Genomic DNA, 20,384 nt, shown 5'->3' with positions numbered 1-20,384 from the left:
AACAGAATTTCTGGAGTAACACACTGACATGAAAGCCTTTATTGTTCGTACATTGTTAATTCTTGTCAGTCTTGTGCTTTTGGTGCAGCTTTGGATCTTTGGTAGTTTGGTGTGGTGGCGTACACATCCTGTGGAATCGACAATGATGATGCGTTTAGATTATTGGTCTGAGCCATCAAAACCGATTAAACACGAATGGCGTGATTACGACCAAATCAGTGATTATGTCAAACATGCTGTTGTTGCCGCAGAAGATGGTAAATTTTTACAACACAAAGGTTTTGATTGGGAAGGCATGCAAAATGCCTTGGAGCGCAATAAAGATAAAGGCAAAGTGGTTGCAGGTGGGTCTACCATTTCTCAGCAATTGGCAAAAAACTTATTTTTATATAATAAGCGGTCATTTATCCGCAAAGGACAGGAAGCCGTTGCAACATGGATGATGGAACGCATGTGGACGAAGCAACGTATTTTAGAGGTATATCTCAACTCGGTTGAGTTTGGGGACAACATCTATGGCGTAGAAGCTGCAACACAGCACTACTTTGGTAAAAGTTCACGGAGTTTGAGTCGAGAACAAGCAGCGTTTATTGCGGCTATTTTACCCAATCCAAAATATTATGATGAAAATCGACAAGATCGTAAGCTAAATTATCGTAAGCGCATGATCCAAAAATATATGCGTTATAGCCATATCCCGGATTAATAACAATCGACACACCCGTCAATGGCATGGTAGCGATTTGAATTACAACAAAAAGCTCATCTTTATGGGCTTTTTTTATGAAATTGTCACAAATTTGAAGCATACTAAACTGAGTACAGCACACATTTTTTAATATGGGTTTGAAATGAATACCGCAGCTGAAGTCGCGCAAGTACCTACTGAATATACTTATAATGATCGTTATATTAATCGAGAGTTATCGATTCTCGACTTTCATCTGCGTGTGCTCGAACAAGCGGTTGATCCGATACATCCATTACTTGAACGCATGAATTTCTTGCTAATCTTTTCGCGCAATTTAGACGAATTTTTTGAAATTCGTGTTGCGGGAATGATGGAACAGCTAGACTTAGGCAATGAAAGCCGCAGTCCAGATGGCTTAACACCAAAACAAGTATTAGATGAAATTTCTGCGACAGCGCATGCGGCAATTGAGCGCCAGTATCGTATTTTAAATCAAGAAATTTTACCCAAACTGCGTGAAGAAGACATTTGCTTCTTACGTCGTGGTGAATTAACCCCTGCACAATCGGCTTGGGTAAAAAAGTATTTCCAAGAACAAGTTGCACCAGTTTTAACCCCAATTAGTTTAGATCCTGCACATCCATTCCCTCGCTTGGTGAATAAGTCGCTGAATTTTATTGTGACTTTAGAAGGGAAGGATGCGTTTGGCCGTCAGATTGACTTAGCCGTTGTACCTGCACCACGTTCGCTGCCACGCGTCGTTCGGCTTCCTGATGAATTAACCGGTGGCAAAGAGCATCATGTGATGCTATCGGCAATTATTCATGAACATGTCTCTGATTTGTTCCCCGGCATGACGGCGACGGGTTGCTACCAATTCCGCGTGACGCGTAATGCCGATTTGGCTTTGAATGAAGATGTTGAAGATTTGGCTAAAGCCCTCAAAGGTGAGTTGAATTCACGTCGATTTGGTCGCGCCGTTCGCTTGGAAGTGACAGAAAATTGTCCGCAGCATATTTATGAATATTTGCTTGATGAGTTCGATTTAGAAGAAGAGCAACTCTATAAAGTAGATGGACCAGTTAACCTTGCACGTTTACTGTCAAACTTTAAACGTCCACATCTACGTTATGACGCGCATATTCCTGTTATACCGAAAGTACTCAAAAAATCTGAAAACATTTTTAGTGCGATGCAAAAGCAAGATATTTTGCTGCATCATCCCTTTGAATCATTCGCACCGGTAATTAATTTACTGCGTGAAGCTGCACGTGATCCACAAGTTTTGGCCATTAAACAAACGCTTTATCGAAGTGGCGCAGATTCGGAGATTGTGCAAGTTTTAGCGGAAGCAGCACGTAATGGCAAAGAAGTCACCGCTGTAATTGAGCTTCGAGCACGATTTGATGAAGAATCAAACATTGCTGTGGCTAATGTATTACAAGAAGCAGGCGCAGTTGTCGTGTATGGCATCGTGGGCTATAAAACTCATGCCAAAATGATTTTGGTGGTACGCCGCGAAAACAATAAATTGGTGCGATATGTGCATTTAGGTACGGGCAACTATCATGCGGGAAATGCGCGTATCTACACGGATTACGGTCTATTAACCACAGATAAAGAACTCTGTGAAGATGTACATCGTATTTTCCAAGAATTGACTGGTATGGGTAAAATGGCGAAGCTAAAAAAACTGCTGCATGCGCCATTTACCTTACATACTCAACTCATCAATTATATTGATAATGAAATTACTAATGCTAAAGCGGGTAAGTCTGCGCAAATTATAGTCAAGGTTAATGCATTAACAGAAGTTCAGTTGATCAATAAACTGTACGAAGCCTCACAAGCAGGTGTACAGATTGATTTAATTATTCGTTCTATTTGTTGTTTGCGTCCAGGTTTACCGGGGCTGTCTGAAAATATTCGCGTGCGCTCTATTGTTGGGCGTTTTTTAGAGCATACTCGAGTGTATTATTTCAGTAATAATGGTGATTCACGTATTTTCTGTTCAAGTGCAGACTGGATGGATCGTAATTTATTTAATCGCGTGGAAGCCTGTTTTCCAATTGAAGATCCAGCGTTGAAAAAGCGTATTTATCAATTAGGTTTAGTGAATTACTTAAAAGATAATCAGCAAGCTTGGTTGCTCCAAAGTGATGGGCGTTGGATTCGTACGCATGTTCAAGAGGGTGAGGAAGCACACAATTCACAGCATGTGCTTATAGAAGCATTTAAATAAATGCGTTAGAAAAGTAAAAGGGAGCAATGCTCCCTTTATTTTTTTAATTTATAAGTTTTTTTGAATCATTTATCTGAACTAAATTTAGCTGTAGCTACTAATTTTTCGGTAGATATTTTTAACAAAACCATCAATTTGATACGTTGAAAGTTTTAACTCACGGACCATCTGATCTTGAGTCGCGCTATGGCTGACCATATCTAAAATTTGGTATTCAGCTGGATTCAGACTGAGCTGTTTAGGTGCTGCATTTTGCGGACTAAAAGTTTCACTCAATAAAAATTTAGCAAAACTTGGATGCAATGCAGCGCCACCTCTTAAAATAGTTTTCAGTTGGTTGTAGGTGTCTTCCAACGGTTGTTGAATCAACATATAGGCGGTTGCACCTAACTGAATGGCATGTAAGGTTAAATCTGTAGATTGTTCATTGACTAAAATGATGAGATTACTCGAAGGATAAATCTTTTTGATTTTATGGATGAAAGAGATATCAGACTGCTGAGTGATCACTAAAAAAATTAAATTGGGTAATTGATTGAAAATTTGTTGTTCTGCATCTGCTAAGTTTTCTGAAAATGTAATGAGCTCTTCAGGATAACCGAGGTTTCCTAAGATGTTAAACAGCACTGTTTTTGAAGTCATTGCTTGATGATCAATGATCAAAACGGGTACTGGTAATAAAAATTCACTCATCATACATTTCGCTCATTTATTATTTTTAATCAAATTGCATTTCCATAATGTGCATGAAAGTGAATTAGAAAAATATACCTAGAAGTAGTGATTTATATATCAAAGTATAATTAAGTTATTGTGATATAATAGAATTTAATTAATGTATGGTTTTTTGTGTTTTTCATTATGTTGAATGCAAAGATTTATAGTTTTTTCGTTTTTATTTTTAGAATATTGATTAAATAATCATCAGATTTAGATTCGAATTGAAAATAATAATTGAAATGTGAAAGCAGTATTTTGACAACCGATAAATTGAACTGTTTCTGAGATGAGTTAATATTGACTAATTGATTAGTTATTTTAAACATAAATATTAGTAATTATTTAAAATAATGTGATTTATTTCTCATCTATGTTTATTTTATAGCACAAAACACAACTATAAAAAAAGCCCTTTATAAAATGAATCAGAAATACTTTATCTAAAATACCTGAAACTAGTGATTTTAACGAAAGTTATATTTTACTAAGATGTATTTATCTTCTTACTTATCTGGCTAGTGTGAAGATATTGTTGAGGCGATGAATTGAGATATACATCAAGTCATATATTACCTTATCAGGCTACCTATTTGGGTTAGCCTTTTCTTTTTTCTAGAGAATGTATTTTTCATTTTCAATTTTAAACTCATCTCAATGTTATTACTTCTGCATTATTCATTTCTGCCAAATAAAAAAGAGAGCACAGGGCTCTCTTTAATTTTCAAACTGATTAATTAGTGCAGATTGTTAGTGATTTTCTGCAAGATTTGAAGCAATACATCAAATTCACTTTGAAGCGGTGTACTCTTACGTGTTACCAATGCCAATGTGCGTGTAGGACTTGCTTCAATTTCTTTCACAGCCAAATCTTCATTGGCTTTGATCATATTGGTATAAACTGCAATTTCAGGCAATAAGGTAAAGCCTAAATCTGCGGAAACCATTTCAACCAAAGTTGGCAATGAGCTTGCTTTTAAACGATGGTCATTTTTACGTTCACCAATCGGACAAGCACTCAAAGCATGATCACGTAAGCAATGGCCTTCTTCAAGCAACATTAAACGAGATAAATCTAGGTCGTCTAAAGATTTCGCTTGAGCTGCATTTGGGTCAGCTTTGTTGTACACCAAGAACAATTTTTCTTTGTTTACTTCTGCAACTTTCAAGCTACGTGTATCGAAAGGAAGAGCAAGTAATACAATATCTAGATTACCGTGCTCGAGTTTCTCAACAATTTTTTCACTTTGTGCTTCATGTAAATGCAATTGAATTTTTGGTAATTGCTTATGCACTTCTTCTAATAATGGCGCAAGTAAGAATGGCGCAATAGTAGGAATGACCCCTAGATGTAAATCACCCGTTAGAGGTTCGCTCATTTCACGACTTAAACGCATTAGGTCTTGCGCATCTGCCAATAGAACTCGGGCTCGTCCGACAACCTGTTCGCCAAGAGGAGTTAAACGCACGTTTTGACGGTCGCGTTCTACCAATACGCCACCTAGTAAACGCTCAAGTTCCATGATCCCGCCAGACAAAGTAGACTGGGTGACAAAAGAACGACGCGCAGCTTCAGTAAAGTGTAGCGTTTCTGACAGTGTTACTAGATATGACAGCTGTCTTAAGGATGGTAATGCAGCCATAGTGTCCTAATTTATGATTTAAAGTGATCAGCAAACAAACCGCTAAGATATGGAATAAAATGCGGTGGGATATCATGCCCCATTCCATCAATTAATTCAAATTTAGCACCTGAAATAGCCTTTGCAACGGCCTTACCATGGCTTGGCGGCAACAAACGGTCACGAGCTCCATGAACCACAATGGTTTTATGCTGAATTTGTTTATCCAACTGCAGCAGGGAACCTGTACATAATATTGCTAAAAACTGTTGAAGTACACCCGCTGGGTAATAACTCCGCTTATAGAGTTTACGTGCAGTTTGTATCGCTTCAAGCTGATTAATATAGCCTGGAGAGCCTATAATATTAAAAACTTTCAGGCTATGGTTAATAATTCCATCTTCATCGTTAGATTCAGGTTTTTCAATTAGACTAAATAATTGCTTTGGAAATGGCGGTGGAAGTAAGGGTTGGATGTTACTGGTAAAAAGTAAGCTTAAGTTGTGCACTTTATCTGGATAGCGTGCCGCCACGATTTGAGCAATCATGCCGCCCATCGAAGCGCCTAAAATATGGACTTTATCAAGTCCCATACGATCAATTAACAGTGCAACATCGTCTGCCATATCATATAGATCATAAGGCGCACCTTGATTCTCTAGACCTAAGGCAAAACGTCCCATCAGTTTAAAGGTGTTAAGACGTGGGCCTGGGTTACGAATTTTACTCGACAGACCAATATCGCGATTATCAAAGCGAATAACTCGGTAACCTTGGTCTATTAGGGACTTACAAAAGAAATCAGGCCAATACAACATTTGTGCGCCGAGTCCCATAATCAATAAGATTGCAGGATCTTCAGGATGACCACCCACCTCGACATGAAGTTCAATGCCATTGCCTAACTCTACGCGAGTTTCATGCATAAAAGAGGCATAAGGTGAAATATTAAACTGAAGGGCACTATTCATTGTTATTTTCCTTTAAAAAGGACGTCTATTATTATCAGGACGTCCTTGTATTTAAACCTTAAACTGAAGCAGGAATCAAGTCCGGAACCTGCTTAGTCAAAGTTAAGCGTTGCTTCCCAGCAGTTGCACCGAGCAGTACAAATCCACGTAATACGCCATCTTGATCGATCGCACGGGCAATCATGCCATCTTCAAGCTCTTCTGTTTCCCATTGGGTTTCTACATCAATTGGCGCAGGAAGGACAGTTAAAGGTGCAGCAGGTGTTTTAACAGCTACAGGCATGGCAGGATAATGCACTGCGGTATGTTCGCCATTGAGGGTTTTTGCCAAAGCACGCGCTTGTTGCATGATTGGCATCACGTATGGCAGAAGGGTACCATTAACTTCAGCACAGTCACCGACAGCATAGATATCTGCCAAGTTGGTTTCTAAGCCTTTATTGGTTAATACACCACGACTGGTGTGAATGCCTGCTTGTTTTGCTAAGTTAATCTCAGGCTGTAGACCAATCGCAGACAACACAACATCTGCCACTAAGCTTTGACCATTGGCAAGGCTCACTTGATAGTCACCATTTTCAATACGTGACACTTTGTCGACTGTCGTACCTAAAACGAATTTAATACCCGTTTCTTCTAAATTGCTTTGGAATTTAGCTGCAACATGAGACGGCAGTAGGCGACCCAAAGGTTGCGGAGCTAAATCGACCACCGATACTTTCGCCCCTGTATTTTGGAGGTCGTTGGCAAATTCACAGCCAATCAAGCCTGCCCCTAAAATCACGACACGTTTATCTTCACGTGCTGCAAGCTGTTTACGGAAAGCTTTGTAGTGATCTAAATTGTTGACGACGTGAATGTCTTCACTACCATCACCCGAAATAGCTAAGCGAATTGGATTTGCACCGACGGCTAAAACGAGTTTTGAATATAGTTGTGTTTGAGTTCCATTTTGGCTTTCAATAGTAAGCTCATGTTTTGCTGCATCAATGGATTTAACCCAACTCTTATTGATGATTTGCATATTGAGTTGAGCCGACATTTTTTCGGCATCCCCTAGAGGGATTTGCTCAGGAGTTTTATTACCAACGAGCGCATTGGATAATGTCGGTTTAGCGTAGTTAATGGCATCATCCGCACAGATCATAATAAGTTCTAGTTCAGTATTTAACTTTCGAAATTCACGTGCAACGGCATATCCCGCCATACCAGAACCAATAATGACAATAGGGTGCATACTCAACTCCAAACACATTTCATATTTTTTAAAGACAAAAAAAAGACCATAACGATGATGGCCTTAGATTCTATTTATTAGATTTCAACCATTTCAAAATCTACTTTTGAGATGCCACAGTCTGGGCAAGTCCAATCATCTGGGATATCTTCCCATTTCGTTCCTGCCACGATACCGTCTTGTGGCCAGCCTTCTGCTTCGTCATAAATCCATCCACAAACGATGCACTGATACTTTTTCATTCCATTCTCCAAAAACTGACACAAAATTAAGTCAGTAAATACTTCATAACTGTATAAGTTTATACCTTAAGGTTAATTAGCCTTATACAGTAGACTCTTATGTTAAATTTTTACGCAGTTCTGACTATAAAGTAAAGTGGCTAAGAGTTTAATGAGTGAAATTAAAAGCAGAATGGCAGTGAGGGACAATAAATATCATCAAAACCCCAGATCTGGGAAAAATTGTCTGACAATATTTATGCCTATTGAAAGCTATATTGGAATTCATTTCCGTGAATTGGGTTCTAAATACCGCTTTTTCTATCTTCATAGACTAAAGTCTTGCAGAAAAAAACTCTAAAATCTTTTATTTTATGATTAGGAAAATATATATTTGATATTTTTTAAATAAATACAATATTAATAATCAATAACTTATGTAAATTTGCTGTATCTTAAATATGCATTTTAGTCGGGGGTTAGCTGTTCTTTTCTCTCAAATCGCGTTAAAATTCACACATTCCTTTCTTAATTTATTTTCTCCTATTATGAGTAATTCTACTGCTGCGGCATTGTGGTCTAACATTCGTACTGTCCAAGATTTCCCAAAACCAGGAATTTGCTTCTTTGACCTTACGCCGTTATTTATGAATAACATCGAATCGTTAACTGATGCCCTAATTGCAAGTATTCCAGCTGAGCAATTGGCAGAAGTAGATAGCTTTATTGCAGTTGAAGCGCGTGGTTTTGTTTTGGCAAGCTTACTTGCCCAGCGTACGGGTAAAGGTTTGGTGTTGGTACGTAAAGCCGGAAAATTACCACCACCTGTTGTCGGTGTTGGTTATAGCCTTGAATACGGTTTAGATCGTCTTGAAATGTCAGCTGAAATCGAATCACAAAAAGTAATTATTGTGGATGACGTATTGGCGACGGGCGGTACGCTTCGTGCAGTGAAACAATTGGCTGAAAAATGTAAACACCAAGTTTTAGGCGCAAGCATTTTCTTAGATTTGCCTGACTTGCATAAAGATTTAGGACTAAATATTTGGTCTGTTTTAGATGATAAAACACGTCCTGAAGCAGATGCAGCTTAAGCGTCAGTTTTAAAATGTAAAAAGCCTTGTCTATGACAAGGCTTTTTTATGTCTGATAAAAGCGACGTTGCTGCTTAAGGTTAATATTAATATTATGATTTATTTTTTTAAGTAATTTAATTCGAGATGTTGGATTAAATCATTAATATTTTCAGGGCATTGAAGGCGATGGTGTCCGCCATCCATCACTTGAACTTGCATATAGTCTTCGAGTTGTTGTTCTGCTTCATACATATCTAAGATTTCATCGCCACGTTCGATATATGCAATTTGTGGAATATCGTGATCCAAATCCATTTCATTAATTGCAGGGTAGTCGTCACGAAAGTCTGGATGCAGACTCGGGTTAGCAATCACACAAGGAATGCGATGAAACAGCGACATTTTCAAAGCCCAGTATGCCCCGAGACTATGACCGACGATGATATCGGGCTTAATGGTTTCAATACTCTCGTGGTAAAAGTCCGCAACAGTTTGAAAATTTAAGTTGCGATAGTCCACTTCAATGCAGAATTTTTGTTTTGCATTGATGGCATGGAACTTCGTAGATTCACGGGAAGAATCCAATCCATGTAAAAACAGAATTTTCGATAAGCAGGAAGTCATTGTTTTTCTACACACTGTTTTCAAACATTTTTGGATGTGTTGAATATTTTATTTTTCAACAATTTTATGACTTCATTGTAGAGAGAATTGTCAAAAAGAGAATTTAGCTTTTGGTCTAATTTATAGGCATTTAAAAGACTTTAGTCTTAAAGAAAATAGATTAAAAGGTTGAATTAAGTTATTGATATATATTTTAATGTATTGATAATTATAAGTATTTTTAAAGCTTTTAGTTATCATCTGATATCATTAAAATGTAGGTTTTCGAGCTTGAGTATTTAATTTTTATCTACTGCACATCTGTAAGGTATGTTCTATGTCTACCTGAAGGTATAACGATTAAAACATCTTACTTCGATAAATTTCTACTTATTAAAAAAATGCGCGCATTGCTTACTGCTCAATTCAAAGGAAATCTGCTATGCTATGCAACTTCCGTTTTTTAACTATTTGAGACAGAGATGACGCAACATAACGCTCAATCGACTTCTGAACAAGCCATTTCCGAAAACGATTTAATTGCACAGCGTCATGCCAAGTTAGAGCACATCAAAGAGCACGCCAAGGAAACAGGTGTTAGCCCGTGGCCTAACACATTTAAGCGTGAACACTATGCACAAGACCTACAAGATCAATTCGCTGAAAAATCAAAAGAAGAAATTGAAGCAGGCGAAAAGGTTTATGTAAAAGTTGCTGGTCGTGTGATGTTGAACCGTGGTTCATTCATCGTAATCCAAGATATGACTGGTCGTATCCAGCTTTATGTACCACGTAAAGAGTTGGATGCTGATGTTCTTGCAACAATTAAAGCACTCGATTTGGGCGATATTATTGCCATTGAAGGTTATATTGGTCGTTCTGGTAAAGGAGACCTTTATGTTCATATTGAACATTTTGAGCTTTTAACCAAATCACTCCGTCCACTTCCAGACAAATTCCATGGTTTGACTGATACTGAAGTTAAATACCGTAAGCGTTATTTAGACCTCATCATGAACGAAGAAACACGTAAAACTTTTGAAATTCGTGCAAAAGTGGTGTCAGGTATTCGTTCATATTTGAGCAATGAGCGTTTCATGGAAGTTGAAACACCAATGATGCATGTGATTCCGGGTGGTGCATCTGCGCGTCCATTCGAAACTCACCACAACGCATTAGATATGCCTTTATTTTTACGTATTGCGCCTGAGCTTTACTTAAAACGTTTGGTTGTTGGTGGTTTTGAGCGTGTGTTCGAAATTAACCGTAACTTCCGTAACGAAGGTGTATCAACACGTCATAACCCAGAATTCACCATGATTGAATTCTACCAAGCATATGCAGACTACAAAGACCTGATGGCTTTGACAGAAAATATGCTTGAAAAATTGGCCATTGACATATTAGGTTCGACTGATGTGCCTTATGGTGATGAAGTGTATAGTTTCAAAGGTCCATTCAAGAAAATTTCGATGTTTGATGCGATTCTTGAACATAACCCAACGTTTACTGCTGAAAATGTATCTGATCGTGAGTTCCTTGCAAACTTCGTTAAAAATGAACTGAAAGAGCAAGTAAAACCTGGTTTTGGTTTAGGCAAACTTCAAACCATCGTATTTGAAGAAACTGTTGAAACAGAACTTCGTCAACCGACATTCATCACAGAATACCCAGCGGAAACTTCACCATTGGCACGTCGTAATGATGAAAATCCACATATTACGGACCGTTTTGAATTCTTCATCGGTGGTCGTGAGTTGGCAAATGGTTTCTCAGAGTTAAATGATCCGATTGATCAAGCTGAACGTTTCCAAGCTCAAGTTGCCGAAAAAGATGCAGGTGATGATGAAGCAATGCACTACGATGCAGACTTCATTGAAGCATTGGAATACGGCTTACCTCCTACAGCGGGTGAGGGGATTGGTATTGACCGTTTGGTGATGTTATTTGCGAATGCTGCAAGTATTCGTGAAGTGATCTTATTCCCTCATATGCGTCATAAAAACTAATTTAGTTTTTGAAATAAAAAACCCGCTTAATGCGGGTTTTTTATTGTTTCAATAGTAAAATTTAAAATATTTACATTAGGGTCTGTTGACATTTGCTGTTCAAAAAAATAGCGAGAAAGTGGAATTCAATCGCCAAACTAAATTCACTTCTCGCTATGCCTCATATAATACTGAATGATCAACACTGGTCTAGGCTGAAATCTTACGGAGCAGTGCTCCTCATCTCCAAATTCGGTATTTATCTCAAACATAATTTAAGATTGTTTATCGAAGTAATCCTTTATCGGATTCGAACCGGATGTGCTTGGCGTGATTTACCCGATACTTTCGGCAAGCCAAACTCTATTTTTAAGAAGTTTAGTCGATGGAGTAAAGACAGTAAGTTACTCAGAATATTTAAATTATTGTCTAGTCATGCAGATTTAGAGTGGATCTTTATTGATGCCAGCCATGTCAGAGCGCATCAGCATGCGACAGGTATTAATTATCAAGCTAATTCTAAAAGTATCGGTGGAAATAGTTCTAAAATCCATTTAGCTGTTGATGCGAATGGAAATCCTATCGAGTTTATTATTGTTGATGGCACGACTCATGATGTGAAAGTTGCACCTGCTTTAATAGATGCTTTGGAATTAAAAGAAACGAAAATCTTATGTGCAGATAAAGGCTATGATTCAGAAAGTTTCAGAAAGAAAGTTAGAGAAAGTAATACGAAAGCAAACATTCCTCGAAGATCAAATGCCAAATCTAGCAATGATGATATGGACTGGTATATGTATAAAATCAGACATTTAGTTGAACATGCATTTTGTAGATTAAAACAATTTAGAGGAATTGCCACAAGATACGATAAGCTAAAACGTAACTATCAAAGCGCTGTTGCTTTAGCTTGTATATTTATATGGTTGCCTCTTTAGCTCAATTTATCGGCTGTAAATGTCAACACACCCTAATTTTCAGACAAAAAAATACGCAATGATTGGGGTGTTCACTGCGTATAACAACGAATCTGCTTTCACAGGTTCGGTAAAGGAGAAATGTTATGAATTTAGGTATTCCTAAAACATAAATAGATAATAGAGTGAACGGTCAGTCATTTCATTGGTGTTCACGTTAAGTGATGTTACCTAACGTTAAAACTAAGGAGATTTTGTGAATACCTTCACCAAAAGTGCCTGTAAAAAAGCCTTTCACATTGGAAAGGCTTAATTTTATGGAATTTTTTTAAATTTAGAAGTGGAATACACCCAGTCCAGATTTAATTTCGTCTAACGTTTGTTGGGTAATATCACGGCATTTATCAGTACCGGTTTTTAAAATATCCATGATGTAGTCAGGGTCTTTTTGCAATTCTAAACGGCGTTCACGGATCGGGCCAATCAGCTCTTTTAGCACGCCTTCAAGACGCTTTTTCACAGTACCGTCGCCTAAGCCACCGCGGCGATAGTGTTCTTTCAGCTCTGCAACAGCTTCTTTATCAGGGTCAAATGCATCGAGGTAAGTAAATACGACGTTACCTTCAACTTGACCTGGATCTTCAATACGTAAATGATTTGGATCGGTATACATTGCATTAACAGCTTTCTTGATATCTTTATCAGTTGCGTCAAGCACAATAGTATTGCCCAAAGATTTAGACATTTTTGCTTTACCATCAAAACCTGGCAAGCGACCTACATTAGAGAGTAAAGCTTTACATTCAGGAAGTACGTCACGACCAATTTGACGGTTTAAACGACGAACAATTTCATTGGTTTGTTCAATCATTGGAATTTGGTCTTCGCCCACCGGAACGACAGATGCTTTAAACGCTGTAATATCGGCAGCTTGAGCCACTGGATAGCATAAGAAACCTGCAGGAATGTCACGCTCAAATCCACGCATTTGAATCTCAGATTTGATGGTTGGATTACGCTCTAAGCGAGAAACCGTCACAAAGTTCAAATATAACATGGTCAATTCATTCAATGCTGGTAAGCATGATTGAACGCAAATCGTGGTTTTGGTTGGGTCAATTCCTACAGCAAGATAATCGGTTGCGACTTCAATAATATTGCGACGAACTTTTTCGAAGTTATCAGCATTATCAGTTAAGGCTTGAGCATCAGCTAAAAGAAGATGTTGATGATGCGAATCTTGTAAACCTACACGTGAACGTAAAGAACCTACAAAATGACCTAAATGTAATTGTCCAGTCGGACGGTCGCCAGTCAAAATCACTGGACGATTATCTTGAATACTCATTATCTGTTCCAAAGTGGTAGTCAAAGCTACGGCTGATTTTCAAAGAATGTCCCCATTGTACGGCATTCTATTTTTGATTGTTACTGACACAGCACAATTGACTGAAAAATGGGTGAATATTTTGTTAATTATTAAAAAACTAAATACAATTTTAGCGTTAAATAGAATTAGAATATTAAAAAATGCCTAAAGGATAAAAATAATGGCGAGTAGCTTATTAATCTTACTTGATGATATTGCAACTGTGTTGGATGACGTTGCTGTGATGAGTAAGATGGCAGCCAAAAAAACAGCGGGTGTCCTTGGAGATGATTTAGCACTGAATGCACAACAAGTCAGTGGTGTCCGTTCCGATCGTGAACTTCCTGTCGTTTGGTCTGTCGCCAAAGGATCTTTTGTTAATAAATTAATTTTGGTTCCGGCTGCTTTATTGATCAGTGTGGTTGCACCTTGGCTGATTACACCGCTTTTGATGATTGGTGGTTTGTTTTTGTGCTATGAGGGTGTGGAAAAAGTCCTGCATAGTTTGCATCATAAAAAAGCCAAAACAGAAGAAGTTGCTCGTGAAGAGATGACCCATATTGAAACGGATTTGGTGACTTTTGAAAAAGAAAAAGTCAAAGGTGCCATCCGGACCGATTTTATTTTATCTGCTGAAATTGTGGTGATTTCATTGGGTACGGTTGCAACTGCGGCATTTGGGACTAAGGTCATGGTGCTTTCGGTGATTGCAATTATAATGACCGTTGGTGTTTATGGTTTTGTCGCGATGATTGTCAAAATTGATGACTTAGGACTTTATCTCACGCAACAAGCATCACAATTTAAAAAGACCGTTGGACAAGGTTTGTTAGCATTTGCACCTAAGTTGATGAAGACATTAACCATTGTAGGTACGATTGCCATGTTTTTAGTGGGTGGTGGCATCATTACCCATGGTGTGCCTCTGCTACACCATTTTATTGAAGGCTCTGTGGATTATGCAGAACATATTCCTACAGTTGGCAGTATTGTGGGTGCATTAACACCGACTTTAATCAATTTAGTGACAGGTTTTATTGCAGGTTTAATCGTGCTGTGCGTCGTGTCTTTAGTTCAAAAAGTATGGCCAAAGTCGCAAAAGGATTAATCTGTAAACGCACGGATATCAACTATTTTATATAAGGAAGATCACTATGCGCTGGAAAGGTCGAAGAGTTAGTTCAAACGTAGAAGACCGTCGCGGTGGTGGCGGTGCAAAAGCGGGTGGTATCAGTATTCTAGGTTTGGTTGTAGCATTTGTTGCGTGGAAGTTTTTTGGTGTAGATCCGCAGCAAGCTTATCAGGCGACTAAACAAGTGACTTCACAGGGTCAAACGGCTGAAGTCAAAGGTTTGGATAATCCAACACCTGAACAACAAGAAGCGATGGATTTTGTTGGCACTGTTTTGGCCGATACGGAAGATACGTGGAATAAAGTCTTTCAAGAACAGTTAAATGCTCAGTATAAAGCGCCTAAATTGGTTATGTTTAATGGTGTGGTCAATTCAGGTTGTGGTACAGCACAAGCGGCAATGGGGCCGTTTTATTGCCCAGCAGATCAGAAGGTTTATATTGATACTGCATTCTTTAAAGATATGCGTACGCAAATGGGCATCACGGGTGAACAAAATCAAACAGAATTGAGTCGCCAAGATCAGGCGGGTGATTTTGCGCAAGCCTATGTGGTTGCCCATGAAGTTGGACATCATATCCAAACGATTTTAGGCATTTCTGAGCAAGTCCAGCAGGCCCGTGCGCAAGCATCTAAAGCTGAGGGTAATCGTTATTCGGTTATGCAAGAACTGCAAGCAGACTGTTTTGCGGGTATTTGGGCGCATCATAATCAACAGCGTACCCAATTTTTAGAGCAGGGTGATGTAGAAGAAGCGATGGACGCTGCACATAAGATTGGTGATGACTATTTACAGAAAAGTGCAACAGGGCAAGTGGTCCCAGACAGTTTCACGCACGGCACCAGCGAACAACGTATGAAATGGTTCCAGACAGGGTTGAAATCAGGCAATATCAATAGCTGCGATACCTTTAATCAAGCCATTTAAAACAAAAAAAAGGGGATGCAAACATCCTCTTTTTTTCATTGAAAAATAGATTGAAGCTTATTTGTTGAGAAATGATTTGAAGTTTCGAACAATACGATAGCTGACATACAATGCGGCAAATGCAAATAAAGCCACGCCAAAAACAGTATATTTAAGGCTTGAAATATCGTTTTGATAGAACTGTTTTAATTGGGCATCGCTATAGCGTAATTGTTTTTTTTGTCCAGTGCGGCTATTGGTGAAACTCACATTTTGGATATATTGAAATTGTCCGATTTTCAGTAAATCGAGGTGTTGAATTTGTCGGGTGTGTTGCTGATTAAATTCATCGAGACAAATATCTTGTGCATAGTTTTCACAATTCATTTTGGCAAGATAACCATTATTCGCCAGCATGATAAATATCGCACGATCGGGTGATTCATTATTGGAGACCAAAACCAATTGTTCTTTGGGTGTTGAATCCAGTGAGATCGTTTTTGCCTGACTAAAATAGTGCTCAGCACGTAAAATTTCCTGTGTCTTACTATAGCAAGTGAGGATCAGGGCCGCCGTAATGATAAAGATCACCGCAGCAAAAAAGAGTCGAAAAACAGTTTTAATAGTCTGATGCATAGGAGAAATCATGTAGATGATGAAAATGCATAAAATCTATGCAGGCTTGCTATGTTAAATGATCTTGATAAAAGATGTGAAAAAAACTGAATTGATACACGGAATTTAGATAAAATTCGTTAGAATATTTTATTTTTAAATACTAAATAATTTGGTATTTATTTTCAAAATACCTATATCTCACTCTGTAGGCGACACAGCACCAAAATTGGGAACAAAATGGGAAATTATTTTTTTCTACAGGTTTTTACCGTTATTTTTGCACTTTCGATTGCAACCACGATTTTTAATAAACGTATCTTGGGCTTTCCACAAGCCATAGGTGTTCCCATTGTTTCTGCAATTTTTGTCTTTATTTTGCAATGGGGCGCAAGCCTACTCAATGGCAATCAATTTGTGACGATTAATTTGCACAACATTGAAGAGGCCGTTCGTCATATCGACTTTTATGACTTTTTAATTAATGGCGTGATTTGTTTTATTTTGACCTCATCTGCCTTGAAATTTAAAGTTTCCGATTTACGTTTGCATTGGAAGCCGATCAGTATTTTGGCCAGTATTGCCTTGGTGCTTTGTGCGGTGTTTTTTGGTGTTGCTTTATATGGTTATCAGTTCTTAATTGGTCATCATGTTGATTTATTGGTGTTGTTATTATTAGGCGCTGCTTTAGGTGCGACTGACCCAATTGGGGTTAAAGGTGTATTAAGTTCTGTACGTGCCCCACATCATTTGATGGTGAAATTAGAAGGCGAATCGCTCTTTAATGATGCCATGTGTATTGCCGTGTTTATGACCTTACTCAATGTCTTGCAAGGTGAGCATTTTACCGTCATTGGTACGCTTGAAACGCTGTTATATGAAATTGTTGTCGCAGTCATTATTGGTTGGGCATTTGGCTTAGGGATTTTACGTTTACTCCGCGGTAAACATGAAATGGAATCCTTGATTTTAACCACAGCTTTATTGGCAAGTGGTTCTTATCTAGTCGCTTTATTCGCACATGCATCTGCACCAATCGCATGTGTTATTGGTGGTTTGATCGTTGGGAATAAATGGAAAGAAATTCTTCAAGAGCGAGAAATCAGGGAAGTGAATCATTTCTGGCATACCGTGGAAGGAATCATCAATTCCTTTTTATTTACCCTGATCGGTCTTGAGTTATTTATCTTAGATTTAAGTCTTAGCTTGATTTTAGGCGGCATGGTGGCGTTTATTATTTTGCATGCATCGCGCTTTGCAGCAAACTATTTATCTTTCGCATTTTTCCCGAGTTTCCGTAAAAAAAGCTATAACGGTAGTCTTGCGATTTTATCCTGGGGTGGGGTTCGTGGAGGCATTTCATTGGCTTTGATCCTCGCTGTTGCCAATATTCCTGAACTCAGTGAATACAGTAGTATTTTGATTGGATATACATTTATTGCGGTATTAATGTCGGGGCTCGTGTGTGGTCTAGGTTTACCTGCTGTGATGAATGCTTTTTATTACAATCCGAATGAAGAAACCAAAGGCTTTAAAGGTTGGTACCAAAGAATGTGCCATAAAATGAATAAAAAGGGCTTCCAATATATTGTGGGTGAAGATATCCATGGTAATGAAACCATTACGGTTTATAACCCAGAAGCGTTAATAGATACCAAAGCGGATGATGGTGTTGCTGCTGTACATAACCCAGAAAAAGTGCAAGAAGTTCGTCGTTTGGAGAACCCTGAAAACTTCTAAAACTGTTTTGTTTGACTTAAAAAAGGAAATGCTTGAGCATTTCCTTTTTTTATTTATAGTTATGTTTCATCATGGTACATCAAAATGGGGGGAAATTATGACTGGTCATTCATTGGCGTTATTGTGACTTACATCACATAAATAAGTGTTTGTTATTACTTGCATAAAGATGGATCTAAAATCTAAATGTATTGATAAAAATATTAAAATATTCAAACAATTATGCAAAAAAAATCCACAAAGCATGATATAACGCACACAATTAAAAAAATTGGTTTTAATGATTTGTAATTAAAGAAATTATTAATCACCAATAACTCATTACAAAACCAAAAAAACATAAAAACGGCCCTAATGTAAATAAATGAGGTTTTACCTATGTCGTAAATTTCTGTCATTTCTAAAGAAAGTCATAAAGTTTTGTATCAAGTTGAATCCAATCAAGTTGGGCTTATCAAAAATTCTGTCATCGTACTCAAAATCCGGAAAGAGGATGTTACTTCAATTACAAAGAATGGTGCTGACGTAATAATCACCTTAAAAAAATGGGGAAGTAATTACTGTACAAAACTATTTTAGTGAGGCGACACCAGACAATAGTTTGGTATTTGAGGGTGAAGACGGTACATGGTATTGGGCAAAATTTACAACAGCCAATGGTGATATTGCGGATGTTATTCAGTATCAACTTTTAGAAGAAATTAAACTGTTGCTTTATAACGATTCATTGACGGATGTAATTTTACCCTGAATTGCGGGAGCAGATGGTGCTGGTTTATTGGGTGCAGCTATTGTTGGTGAATCTGATTATTCTGGTGGTTCTAAGAATACGACTAAACCTGACGCGCCTAAAGATGTGGTGATCACCGATGATGGTGAGCACGTCACAGGTGAAGGTGAGCCGAGTACAACGGTAGAAGTAAAAGATCAAGATGGCAAAGTCATTGGCGCAGGCACAGTGGATTTATCAGGGAATTTTGATGTTGAATTTAAAAATTAATTAACCAATGGTGAAACCATTGAAGCCACTGTGACAGATAAAGTAGGCAATGATCAATTCAACACCAAAGCGGGCATTGATACGGTTATTTATAAAGTATTGGATCAAGCCGATGCAACGGGCGGTAATGGACATGATACTTGGAATGACTTTAATTCGTCTGTAGGCGATAAAGTGAATATCAAAGCCTTGTTACAAGGTCAAAATGTCAATCAGTCGAATATTGATCAGTTTGTTTCGGTTAAATCTGATGGCAAGGGCAACACTGTGATCAGCATTGATCGTGATGGAACAGGATCTAAATTTGGTGATAAAGTTGAATTACTCACTTTGAAAAATACCGATGTGACTTTACAAGATCTAATCGATCACAACCAATTACTGTACTAATCTGTCAAAATTAAGTATTAATCAAAGAGAACCTTCGGGTTCTCTTTTTTATGCGGCTCAAAGGAGATCAGATGAAGCAGAGTGATGAATTGGCAACGCAAATTTTGTCGGTCATTCAATTGATACCGCAGGCGAAGATTGCCACTTACGGACAAATTGCCAAATTAGCGGGTTTACCGAAGCATGCACGACTGGTTGGCTATGTACTCAAGCATCTAGATGCAACATCAACGATCCCATGGCATCGGGTGGTCAATGCGCAAGGAAAAATCAGCACGCAGCGTTGCAATGAAAAAGGTGAAAATATCCAGCAATTGAAATTGGCAGCTGAAAATGTCTTTGTGGTGAATGGACGCATCTCATTGAAACAATATCAATGGTTACCCTAAAAAATCCTTGCCTTAAACTTAGCGTTTTTTATATTGATGACGCAGTCAATAAAAAAGCCCTCTAGGATCAGAAGGCTTTTTATTTCACGCTATAAATCTAATGGCTTATTTGCGCACAACCAAAACAGGAATGTCTGAAGCACCCAGTACACTTTGAGCTACGCTGCCCAAGAAGAATTTTTTGATCCCTGTACGGCCATGTGAACCAATGATAATCAAGTCCGCATGTGTTTCTTCTGCAGCTTTAACCAGTTCAGTATGCACCACTTGACCTTCAAGTAAGCGAGTTTCAACAGTGACACCTTCAGTTGAAAATTTCGCTTTTGCTTCTTCAAGTGTATTTAAAATCGATGCACGAGCACGTTCAATTAAATCATTGGTTTGCGCTGCTGAAATATACTCTGCAGCAATATATGGATCGAGCGTCAGTACTTGAACCACAGTAATTTTACTGCCAAAAGTTTTTGCAAACTCGACAGCTTTAGCCACCGCAGCATAAGAAGTTTCTGAACCGTCCACTGGAACTAAAATATTATTTAAAGCCATCTTATTTCTCC

Annotated in this window: 22 protein-coding genes; 13 read left to right on the top strand and 9 right to left on the bottom strand. The window is 38.2% G+C overall.

Annotation, left to right across the window (positions count from 1 at the left end; all coding sequences use genetic code 11):
• Positions 1 to 28: 28 nt before the first annotated feature.
• Both mtgA and ppk1 read left to right on the top strand, forming a co-directional pair.
• On the top strand, positions 29 to 706 hold the full coding sequence (gene mtgA, locus G0029_RS11655) for a monofunctional biosynthetic peptidoglycan transglycosylase (RefSeq protein WP_078193019.1): 678 nt from the start codon (positions 29 to 31) through the stop codon (positions 704 to 706).
• Between the two features lie 145 nt (positions 707 to 851).
• Positions 852 to 2,933, top strand: a complete 2,082-nt coding sequence (ppk1, locus tag G0029_RS11650) for a polyphosphate kinase 1 (RefSeq protein ID WP_111884435.1) — start codon at positions 852 to 854, stop codon at positions 2,931 to 2,933.
• An 84-nt stretch (positions 2,934 to 3,017) separates the two neighbouring features.
• Here the strand turns inward: ppk1 and G0029_RS11645 are convergent, their stop codons facing one another.
• The 5 genes from G0029_RS11645 to rubA form a co-directional block, all read right to left on the bottom strand.
• On the bottom strand, positions 3,018 to 3,629 hold the full coding sequence (locus tag G0029_RS11645) for a response regulator transcription factor (RefSeq protein ID WP_180107563.1): 612 nt from the start codon (positions 3,627 to 3,629) through the stop codon (positions 3,018 to 3,020).
• Positions 3,630 to 4,387: 758 nt separating this feature from the next.
• Entirely contained in the window at positions 4,388 to 5,293 is a 906-nt protein-coding gene (oxyR, locus tag G0029_RS11640) for a LysR family transcriptional regulator OxyR (RefSeq protein WP_180107564.1), read from the bottom strand.
• An 11-nt stretch (positions 5,294 to 5,304) separates the two neighbouring features.
• On the bottom strand, positions 5,305 to 6,243 hold the full coding sequence (gene estB / locus G0029_RS11635; protein WP_078189932.1) for an esterase EstB: 939 nt from the start codon (positions 6,241 to 6,243) through the stop codon (positions 5,305 to 5,307).
• Positions 6,244 to 6,301: 58 nt separating this feature from the next.
• Positions 6,302 to 7,480: an NAD(P)/FAD-dependent oxidoreductase gene (locus G0029_RS11630; protein WP_180107565.1), complete on the bottom strand. Its 1,179-nt coding sequence runs from the start codon at positions 7,478 to 7,480 to the stop codon at positions 6,302 to 6,304.
• A 77-nt stretch (positions 7,481 to 7,557) separates the two neighbouring features.
• Positions 7,558 to 7,722, bottom strand: a complete 165-nt coding sequence (gene rubA, locus G0029_RS11625) for a rubredoxin RubA (protein WP_180109782.1) — start codon at positions 7,720 to 7,722, stop codon at positions 7,558 to 7,560.
• A 527-nt stretch (positions 7,723 to 8,249) separates the two neighbouring features.
• On the opposite strand from rubA, the gene G0029_RS11620 reads away from it, so the two are divergent.
• Positions 8,250 to 8,795 carry an adenine phosphoribosyltransferase gene (locus G0029_RS11620; protein ID WP_078189930.1) on the top strand — a complete coding sequence of 182 codons (546 nt, stop codon included), beginning with the start codon at positions 8,250 to 8,252 and terminating at the stop codon, positions 8,793 to 8,795.
• Between the two features lie 99 nt (positions 8,796 to 8,894).
• Here G0029_RS11620 and G0029_RS11615 read toward each other — a convergent pair whose 3' ends face one another.
• Complete coding sequence (locus G0029_RS11615) at positions 8,895 to 9,401, bottom strand: YqiA/YcfP family alpha/beta fold hydrolase (RefSeq protein WP_078193013.1); 507 nt, start codon at positions 9,399 to 9,401, stop codon at positions 8,895 to 8,897.
• Positions 9,402 to 9,862: 461 nt separating this feature from the next.
• Between G0029_RS11615 and lysS the strand changes: the two genes are divergently transcribed.
• Together lysS and G0029_RS11605 are read left to right on the top strand one after the other, a co-directional pair.
• Complete coding sequence (gene lysS, locus G0029_RS11610) at positions 9,863 to 11,389, top strand: lysine--tRNA ligase (protein WP_078193012.1); 1,527 nt, start codon at positions 9,863 to 9,865, stop codon at positions 11,387 to 11,389.
• A 155-nt stretch (positions 11,390 to 11,544) separates the two neighbouring features.
• On the top strand, positions 11,545 to 12,306 hold the full coding sequence (locus G0029_RS11605) for an IS5 family transposase (protein ID WP_180107625.1): 762 nt from the start codon (positions 11,545 to 11,547) through the stop codon (positions 12,304 to 12,306).
• 313 nt (positions 12,307 to 12,619) lie between these two features.
• Here the strand turns inward: G0029_RS11605 and trpS are convergent, their stop codons facing one another.
• Positions 12,620 to 13,633, bottom strand: coding sequence for a tryptophan--tRNA ligase (gene trpS, locus G0029_RS11600; RefSeq protein WP_180035350.1), 1,014 nt, complete (start codon positions 13,631 to 13,633; stop codon positions 12,620 to 12,622).
• Between the two features lie 202 nt (positions 13,634 to 13,835).
• On the opposite strand from trpS, the gene G0029_RS11595 reads away from it, so the two are divergent.
• Together G0029_RS11595 and G0029_RS11590 are read left to right on the top strand one after the other, a co-directional pair.
• Positions 13,836 to 14,762 carry a DUF808 domain-containing protein gene (locus G0029_RS11595; protein ID WP_180007458.1) on the top strand — a complete coding sequence of 309 codons (927 nt, stop codon included), beginning with the start codon at positions 13,836 to 13,838 and terminating at the stop codon, positions 14,760 to 14,762.
• A gap of 46 nt (positions 14,763 to 14,808) precedes the next feature.
• Positions 14,809 to 15,714 (top strand): neutral zinc metallopeptidase, encoded by a 906-nt coding sequence (locus G0029_RS11590; RefSeq protein ID WP_078193008.1) that lies wholly within the window; start codon positions 14,809 to 14,811, stop codon positions 15,712 to 15,714.
• A gap of 57 nt (positions 15,715 to 15,771) precedes the next feature.
• Here G0029_RS11590 and G0029_RS11585 read toward each other — a convergent pair whose 3' ends face one another.
• Positions 15,772 to 16,329 (bottom strand): hypothetical protein, encoded by a 558-nt coding sequence (locus tag G0029_RS11585; RefSeq protein ID WP_180107566.1) that lies wholly within the window; start codon positions 16,327 to 16,329, stop codon positions 15,772 to 15,774.
• Positions 16,330 to 16,548: 219 nt separating this feature from the next.
• Between G0029_RS11585 and G0029_RS11580 the strand changes: the two genes are divergently transcribed.
• The 6 genes from G0029_RS11580 (at position 16,549) to G0029_RS11555 (ending at position 19,827) form a co-directional block, all read left to right on the top strand.
• Positions 16,549 to 18,048 carry a cation:proton antiporter gene (locus tag G0029_RS11580; RefSeq protein ID WP_111884425.1) on the top strand — a complete coding sequence of 500 codons (1,500 nt, stop codon included), beginning with the start codon at positions 16,549 to 16,551 and terminating at the stop codon, positions 18,046 to 18,048.
• Positions 18,049 to 18,468: 420 nt separating this feature from the next.
• Complete coding sequence (locus G0029_RS18575; protein ID WP_180107567.1) at positions 18,469 to 18,627, top strand: BapA/Bap/LapF family prefix-like domain-containing protein; 159 nt, start codon at positions 18,469 to 18,471, stop codon at positions 18,625 to 18,627.
• Positions 18,628 to 18,649: 22 nt separating this feature from the next.
• Positions 18,650 to 18,799, top strand: a complete 150-nt coding sequence (locus G0029_RS11570; protein ID WP_180107568.1) for a hypothetical protein — start codon at positions 18,650 to 18,652, stop codon at positions 18,797 to 18,799.
• Positions 18,800 to 18,826: 27 nt separating this feature from the next.
• Entirely contained in the window at positions 18,827 to 19,048 is a 222-nt protein-coding gene (locus G0029_RS11565) for an Ig-like domain-containing protein (protein ID WP_180107569.1), read from the top strand.
• A 30-nt stretch (positions 19,049 to 19,078) separates the two neighbouring features.
• Positions 19,079 to 19,438, top strand: a complete 360-nt coding sequence (locus G0029_RS11560; RefSeq protein ID WP_227591821.1) for a type I secretion C-terminal target domain-containing protein — start codon at positions 19,079 to 19,081, stop codon at positions 19,436 to 19,438.
• A gap of 71 nt (positions 19,439 to 19,509) precedes the next feature.
• Entirely contained in the window at positions 19,510 to 19,827 is a 318-nt protein-coding gene (locus tag G0029_RS11555; protein WP_078193003.1) for an MGMT family protein, read from the top strand.
• A 105-nt stretch (positions 19,828 to 19,932) separates the two neighbouring features.
• Here G0029_RS11555 and G0029_RS11550 read toward each other — a convergent pair whose 3' ends face one another.
• Positions 19,933 to 20,373 carry a universal stress protein gene (locus tag G0029_RS11550; protein ID WP_078189919.1) on the bottom strand — a complete coding sequence of 147 codons (441 nt, stop codon included), beginning with the start codon at positions 20,371 to 20,373 and terminating at the stop codon, positions 19,933 to 19,935.
• Positions 20,374 to 20,384 lie beyond the last annotated feature (11 nt).

It is taken from the genome of Acinetobacter sp. YH12138 (assembly GCF_015218525.1).
Lineage (GTDB): Bacteria > Pseudomonadota > Gammaproteobacteria > Pseudomonadales > Moraxellaceae > Acinetobacter > Acinetobacter amyesii.
This window is presented reverse-complemented; position numbering and strand designations above follow the sequence as displayed.